Genomic DNA, 6,681 nt, shown 5'->3' on the forward strand with positions numbered 1-6,681 from the left:
CGGCAAGCAGAAGCAGGCAGCTTGCTTGCCGGGACGGGCCTCACAGAAACGCATCCAGCACGTTGTTGAGCAGGGCGAAACCGCGCGCGGTGGTTTGCAGGCGCTGGTCAATATCCGCTTCCAGCAGGCCTTGCGCCACGAGTTTGTCCAGCGTCGGGCGGAGGTCGTCGAGGCTGAGGGCGGTGCGTTCCGTCAGGCAGGCGGTCGGCACGCCGTCTTTCAGGCGCAGGGCGTTCATCATGAATTCAAAGGCCTGTTCGTCGCGGGCGACGGTAAGCTGCTGGTCGCTATACGGGTTCCCGCCCGTTCCCGCCGCTTTTTGGTACGCCGCCGGGGCGCGGTATTTGCTGCGGCGGGTGATGATGCCGTCCCGCGTCTGTTTGCCGTGCGCGCCTGCGCCGATGCCGAGGTAATCGCCGTATTGCCAGTAGTTGAGGTTGTGGCGGCAGGGTTCGCCCGCACGCCAGGCCGAGGTTTCATACTGGCGGTAGCCACCCGCCGTCAAGAGGGCGCTGCCCGCTTCGTAGATGTCGATTTGTGTGTCGCTGTCGGGGAGGACGGGCGGGTTGGCGTAGAACGCGGTATTCGGTTCCAGGGTGAGTTGGTACCAGCTGATATGCTCCGGGGCGAGGGCAATGGCCTGGCGCAGGTCATCCAGCGCGCCGGCGACGTCCTGCCCGGGCAGGGCAAACATCACATCCAGGTTGATGCGGGCAAAGCCCGCCTGCCGCGCGAGGGTAACGGCGCGCACCGCTTCGGCACTGCTGTGGATGCGCCCCAGCGCCTGCAACTGCGCATCGGCAAAGCTCTGCACACCGATGGAGAGGCGGTTCACGCCCGCCGCACGGTAAGCGGCGAATTTTTCTTGCTCGAAGGTGCCGGGATTGGCTTCCAGGGTGATTTCGCAATCGGCGGCAAGCGGGGCGAGGCGGGCGATGCCGTCCAGCAGGCTGCCAACCGCCGCGCCGCTCAACAGGCTCGGCGTGCCGCCGCCGATGAAGATGGAGTAGATGGGGCGGCCGTCGTAATCGGCGGCGAAGTCGGCGAGCAGGTGGCGGATGTAGGCCGTTTCATCGATCTGCCCGCGCAGGGCGTGTGAGTTGAAGTCGCAGTACGGACATTTGCGCACACACCACGGGATGTGGATGTAGAGGCTTTGCGGAATGGGGTTCATGGTGTGGCGGCACACAGGCGGAAGAGTTGGGCGAAGTCTTTATTCATGTCGCCGTAGCGGAATTCGTGGTTGGGGGTTTCGTAAGGGAATTTGGCGTAGCTGTTTTGGGTGACGACGGGGTAGCGGCTGATCTGCGCACCGCTGATCCAGCCGTAAAAGGCGACGAGGCCGAGGGTGAAATCGACGAGGCCGACCACAACGTAATTTTTGCTGGCGGGATGTTGTTCCTGCGGGTAGCCGTAGGTCCAGTGATCGTTGGGCAGGTTGGGGGTGGATTTTTTCGCCACTTTGACGTCGATGGTTTTGCCGTGAATGGCGACGTCGAAGGCGTCGCTGCGCGCCCGGCTGAAATCGGTCGTGTCTTCTTGAAACGGGATGCGCTGGCTGTGCAGGAAATGGCGGAAGGCCGCTTCGCCGAGGCAGCCGATGGCGGCTTTTTCCAGCCGCAGCTCGTCGTCGTAGCCGAAGCGGGAATAGAGTTGCTGCGCCAGCATTGCTGCCGCCTTGCTCTGCGCGTAGCGCCAATGGGCGGCGAAGCGGAAGCCGTTGTCGCGGCCGATGAGGAGCATGTTATGTCTCCCCGTCGCCGATTTTCAGCACACGGAAGCCGCCGTCCCAGTTGGCGGGCAGTGGCTGTCCGTCGGCGGCGGCAGTCTGGCGGATGGCAGCGGCGGCGCGGCGCAGGCGTTCTTTGCCGATGTCGGCGATGGTGCGGTAGCCCGCCTGGCCGGCGGCGGAGTGGTGCGGCGTCCGTTCTGCCAGTTGCACCATGATGAAGCGGCGGTTGCCGCCGTCGGCGGCATTCAGTTCCATCACCGCGTGCGCCGTGGTCGCCGAGCCGGCGAAGAAGTCGAGGATGAGGCCGTCTTTGCCGACGTTGGTGTTGATGAGGTAGCGCAGGAGCGAGAGCGGCTTGGGGTAGAGTTTGTCGGAGAAGTTCGGGGTAAAGAGTTTGTCCAGCTCGCTGCTCGCGTTTTCGTTGGTGCCGACGCCGCAGTCGCGGTTGAGCAGGTTCCAGCTTTTTTCCGCCGCGTAGGCGGCTTTTTCGTAAGACGGCGAGAAGGCGCGGCTCTGGATGAAGACTTGCACCCCGGCGCGCAGTTGCGCGTCCAGATAGGGCTGCGTCCACTTGAATTTGCCGCGCAGGTGTACCGGGCGGGTGAAGACGCCGCCCTTGACGGCGGTTGCCTGTTCCAGCGCGATGTCGTAGGCGCGGGTGCCGTACATCCCCGCCGGGTAGGTGCCGTCGGGCAGTCCGGTGCGGGTGAGGTAGGCGGGGAAGACGAGGCGGCCGACGGCGTTGCTCTGGTTCATCAGGCCGTTGCTGCTTTTCGCCGCTTTCACCGTGCCCCACAGCGGCACGTCTGCCTTTTTCTGGTAGGCGAGGATGTATTCGCAGGTTTTTTTGGTTTTGCGGGAGAGGTTGGCCGGGGTCGTCGTTTTCTGCCAGCTGAAGAGTTCGATGAAGTTGGCGGCGCCGAAGAGTTCGTCGGCGATGAGTTTCAGGTTGGCCAGTTCTTTTTCGCTGATGGAGATGAAGAGGACGCCGTCGTCGGCGAGCAGGGGCCGCGCCATTTTCAGGCGGCTGTACATCATGGTCAGCCAGTTGGCGTGCAGGCGGCCGTCGTGTTCGTGGGCGTCGCCCGTCCGCCGGCGGAGGCGGCGGCGGTAGGCGTGCCGGCTTTCGGCGAAGTTGTCGTTGTAGATGAAGTCGTTGCCGGTGTTGTACGGCGGGTCGATGTAGATCATTTTCACCCGCCCGGCGTAATCCGCCTGCAACAGTTTCAGCGCGTCGAGGTTGTCGCCTTCGATGAAGAGGTTGCCGGTGCGCGCAAAATCGACGCTTTCCGTCGGGCAGGGGCAGAGGCGGTACGCAGGCGGGGCGGCGGCGGCGCGCAGGGCGGCGCGCTTGCCCGGCCAGTCGAGGTGGTAGCGCTCCGCCGTGTCTTCGATGAACGCGCCCGCCAGTTCCCGGCGCAGCAGGTCGAGATCCACGGCGGGCGCGGCGTGGCCGTGCGCGTCGCGGCTTTCGCGGATGCAGTGCGGGAAGAGGGCGGCGATTTTCGCCAGCGCAGGGTTGTCGTGTCCCGTCATCATGGGCGGCGGGCGGGGTTATTCATAGCGCCACTCGGTGCCGTGCGCGGTGTCTTTGAGGATGATGCCCTGCGCGGCGAGTTCGGCACGGATGGCGTCGGCGCGGGCGTAGTCTTTCGCCGCTTTGGCGGCGTTTCTTTCGGCGATGCGGGCGGCGATGGTCGCTTCATCAAGACTGCCTTCGCCTTTGAGGTAGGCGGCGGGGTCTTGTTGCAGGATGCCGAGGCGATCGCCGAGTTGTTTCAACGTCGCGGCGAGGTGTTTTTCGCCGCTGTTGATGCGCCGCGCGAGGTCGAAGAGGACGGCGAAGGCTTTCGGTGTATTGATGTCGTCGTTCATCGCTGCTTCAAAGGCGGCGACGGCGGCGGTGTCCGGTGCGCCATCGGGCGGCTGTTTGTCGAGGGCGGTGTAGAGGCGGGTCAGCGCTTTTTTCGCTTCATCGAGCGCGGCGTCGCTGTAATTGAGCGGGCCGCGATAGTGGCTGGCGAGGATGAAGGTGCGCAGGGTTTCGCCGTCGTAGTGCTTAAGCACGTCGCGCACGGTGAAGAAGTTGCCGAGCGATTTGCTCATTTTTTCGTCGTTGATTTGCACGAAGCCGTTGTGCAGCCAGTAGTTGACGTGTTTGTGGCCGCAAGCACCTTCGCTTTGCGCGATTTCGCATTCGTGGTGCGGGAATTTGAGGTCCATGCCGCCGCCGTGGATGTCGAAGTGTTCGCCGAGGGCGGCGGCGCTCATCACCGAGCATTCGATGTGCCAGCCGGGGCGGCCTTGGCCCCAGGGGCTGTCCCAGGCGGGTTCGCCCGGCTTCGCCGCTTTCCACAGCACGAAGTCGAGCGGGTCGTTCTTCGCTTCGTTCACCGCGATGCGCTCGCCGGCGCGCAGGTCGTCGAGGCTGCGGTTGGCGAGTTTGCCGTAGCCGGGGAAGCTGCGCACGGCGTAGTACACGTCACCGTTGTCCGCCGCGTAGGCGTGGCCTTTTTTGATGAGCGTTTCAATCAGGGCAATCATGCCGGGCACGGCGTCGGTGGCGCGCGGCTCGTCATCAGGCGGCAGGCAGCCTAGCGCTGCTTCGTCTTCGTGCATGGCGGCGGTGAAGCGCTCGGTGAGGTCGGCGATGGGCTCGCCGTTTGCGGCGGCGCGGGCGATGATTTTGTCGTCGATGTCGGTGATGTTGCGCACGTAATGCAGCTCATAACCGAGGGCGCGCAGGTGGCGGGCGATGGTGTCGAAAACGACCATCACGCGCGCATGGCCGATGTGGCAGTAGTCGTACACGGTCATGCCGCAGACGTACATGCCGATTTTCCCTGCGTGCAGCGGGTGGAAGGGTTCTTTCTGGCGGCTGAGGCTGTTGTAAATCTGTAATGCGCTCATGGTGCTGTGTTTCCCGGATTGTAAAGTTTGTTAGTATAAACGCCCCTTGAAACCTAAGGAAAAACCCATGACCAAACGGCTACTTTGCCTCGCTTTTTTTGCCGTCGGCAGCGCTTTCGCCACGCCGACCGCCGTCATCCACACCTCAAAGGGCGACATCACCGTCGAGCTTGATGAAGACAAGGCCCCCGCCACCGTCGCCAATTTCCGCCGCTACGCCGAAGACGGCTTTTACAACGGCACCATCTTCCACCGCGTCATCCCCGGCTTCATGATCCAGGGCGGCGGCCACACCGCCGACTTGCAGGAGAAACCGGCGCGCGAGCCGATCGCCAACGAAGCGCACAACGGCCTGAAAAACGCGCGCGGCACCATCGCCATGGCGCGCACCAGCAACCCGCATTCCGCCACCTCGCAGTTCTTCATCAACCTCGTCGATAACGACGCCCTGAACCCCGGCGGTGCGGACAGCTACGGCTACGCCGTCTTCGGCAAAGTCACCGACGGCATGAATGTGGTGGATGCCATCGCCAAAGTGCCGACGGTGAAACGCCCGCCGCATGCCAACGTGCCGCAAGAGGCCGTTACCATCGAATCCGTTGAAATCCTTCCCGAAAAAAGCAAAGAGGCCAAACGCAAATGATCCGGTTCATCACCAACCACGGCAACATCGACATCGAACTCGACTTCGACAAAGCCCCCGCCACCGCGCAAAATTTCCAGCAATACGCGGAAGACGGCTTCTACAACGGCACCATTTTCCACCGCGTCATCCCCGGCTTCATGATTCAGGGCGGCGGCATGGCAAGCGGCATGAAAGAAAAGCAAACCCGCGCCCCGATTGCCAACGAAGCCGACAACGGCCTGAAAAACGCGCGCGGCACCCTCGCCATGGCGCGCACCAGCGACCCGCACTCCGCCTCGGCACAGTTCTTCATCAACCTCGTGGACAACCACTTCCTCAACCACACCAGCAAGACCAACGCCGGCTGGGGCTACGCCGTCTTCGGCAAGGTCGTCGCCGGCATGGACATCGTCGATAAAATCGCCACAGTCAAAACTGGCCGCAGCGGTATGCACAGAGACGTGCCGCTGGAAGACGTGGTGATTGAGAAGACGGAAATCCTCTAAACACCCCGACGCAGGGCGGGCATCAGCCCGCCCCTTTTTCATTGGCATCCACCGGAACCCCCGTGGCGGAATACTTCCTCGCCGACATCCACCTCAGCGCCGAGCGGCCCGGCATCACCGCCGCCTTCCGCGCCACCCTCGCCGCCCTCGCCCGCGATGCCGCCGCCGTGTACATCCTCGGCGACCTCTTCGACTACTACCTCGGCGACGACCTCACCACCCCCCTGCAACAGGACACCGCCGCCGCCCTCGCCGCCCTGCCCTGCCCCGTTTACTACCAGCACGGCAACCGCGACTTCCTCCTCGGCGACGCCTACGCGCGCGCGGCGCACATGACCATCCTGCCCGAACGCCACCGCCTGAGCCTCGGCGGCAAAACCGTCCTCATCGAACACGGCGACCTGCTCTGCACCGATGATCACGGCTACCAACGCCTGCGCCGCATCCTGCGCTGTCGCTACCTGCAACGCCTCTACTACCGCCTGCCCGCGCGCTGGCGCCGCGCCATCGCCGAAAAACTGCGCGGGCAAAGCCGCGAGCGCACCCGCCGCAAAACGCCGCGCATCACCGACACCAATCCCGCCGCCATCCGCCGCGTCCTGCAAGAACACCAGGCAGAAATCCTCATCCACGGCCACACCCACCGCCCCGCCGTGCACCCGCTGCCGGACGGCAAAACCGTGTATGTCCTCGGCGACTGGCACCCGCATGGGCAAATCCTCTGCCACGACGCGGACGGCTTCCGCCTCATCGACAGCGCCAGCCTGCCGCCGTTATAGTCGTTTCAAATAGACCTGATCTTGCCTGACGAGCCCAGTACACGCCGCTTGGCGGGGTCAGGTTTTATCCCGCTTGGCGGGGTCAGGTTTTATCCCGCTTGGCGGGGTCAGGTTTTATCCCGCTTGGCG

General features: G+C 64.0%; 7 protein-coding genes. 3 read left to right on the plus strand and 4 right to left on the minus strand.

The genetic code is table 11. From position 1 onward, the window contains the following. Positions 1-40 precede the first annotated feature (40 nt). The 4 genes from hemW to cysS are packed head-to-tail and all read right to left on the minus strand — an operon-like array spanning position 41 to position 4,642. Complete coding sequence (gene hemW, locus Q0562_RS07830) at positions 41-1,174, minus strand: radical SAM family heme chaperone HemW (protein WP_298643247.1); 1,134 nt, start codon at positions 1,172-1,174, stop codon at positions 41-43. Next, the gene (locus Q0562_RS07835; protein WP_298643249.1) at positions 1,171-1,743 is read right to left on the minus strand and encodes a hypothetical protein; all 573 of its coding nucleotides are present in this window, start codon (positions 1,741-1,743) and stop codon (positions 1,171-1,173) included. Before Q0562_RS07835 ends, hemW begins: the two co-directional genes overlap by 4 nt. Position 1,744: 1 nt before the next feature. Continuing rightward, positions 1,745-3,271, minus strand: a complete 1,527-nt coding sequence (locus tag Q0562_RS07840; protein ID WP_298643251.1) for a site-specific DNA-methyltransferase — start codon at positions 3,269-3,271, stop codon at positions 1,745-1,747. Positions 3,272-3,286: 15 nt separating this feature from the next. Continuing rightward, on the minus strand, positions 3,287-4,642 hold the full coding sequence (cysS, locus tag Q0562_RS07845; protein WP_298643252.1) for a cysteine--tRNA ligase: 1,356 nt from the start codon (positions 4,640-4,642) through the stop codon (positions 3,287-3,289). Between the two features lie 67 nt (positions 4,643-4,709). Here cysS and Q0562_RS07850 point away from each other — a divergent pair, with 67 nt between their 5' ends. The 3 genes from Q0562_RS07850 to Q0562_RS07860 all read left to right on the plus strand — a co-directional run bounded on the left by Q0562_RS07850 (position 4,710) and on the right by Q0562_RS07860 (position 6,552). Then, positions 4,710-5,285 (plus strand): peptidylprolyl isomerase, encoded by a 576-nt coding sequence (locus tag Q0562_RS07850; RefSeq protein ID WP_298643254.1) that lies wholly within the window; start codon positions 4,710-4,712, stop codon positions 5,283-5,285. After that, positions 5,282-5,773: a peptidylprolyl isomerase gene (locus Q0562_RS07855; RefSeq protein WP_298643256.1), complete on the plus strand. Its 492-nt coding sequence runs from the start codon at positions 5,282-5,284 to the stop codon at positions 5,771-5,773. The genes Q0562_RS07850 and Q0562_RS07855 overlap by 4 nt, the downstream gene beginning before the upstream one ends. A gap of 62 nt (positions 5,774-5,835) precedes the next feature. Beyond that, positions 5,836-6,552 (plus strand): UDP-2,3-diacylglucosamine diphosphatase, encoded by a 717-nt coding sequence (locus Q0562_RS07860; RefSeq protein WP_298643257.1) that lies wholly within the window; start codon positions 5,836-5,838, stop codon positions 6,550-6,552. Positions 6,553-6,681 lie beyond the last annotated feature (129 nt).

It is taken from the genome of uncultured Cardiobacterium sp., assembly GCF_938028825.1.
GTDB lineage: Bacteria > Pseudomonadota > Gammaproteobacteria > Cardiobacteriales > Cardiobacteriaceae > Cardiobacterium.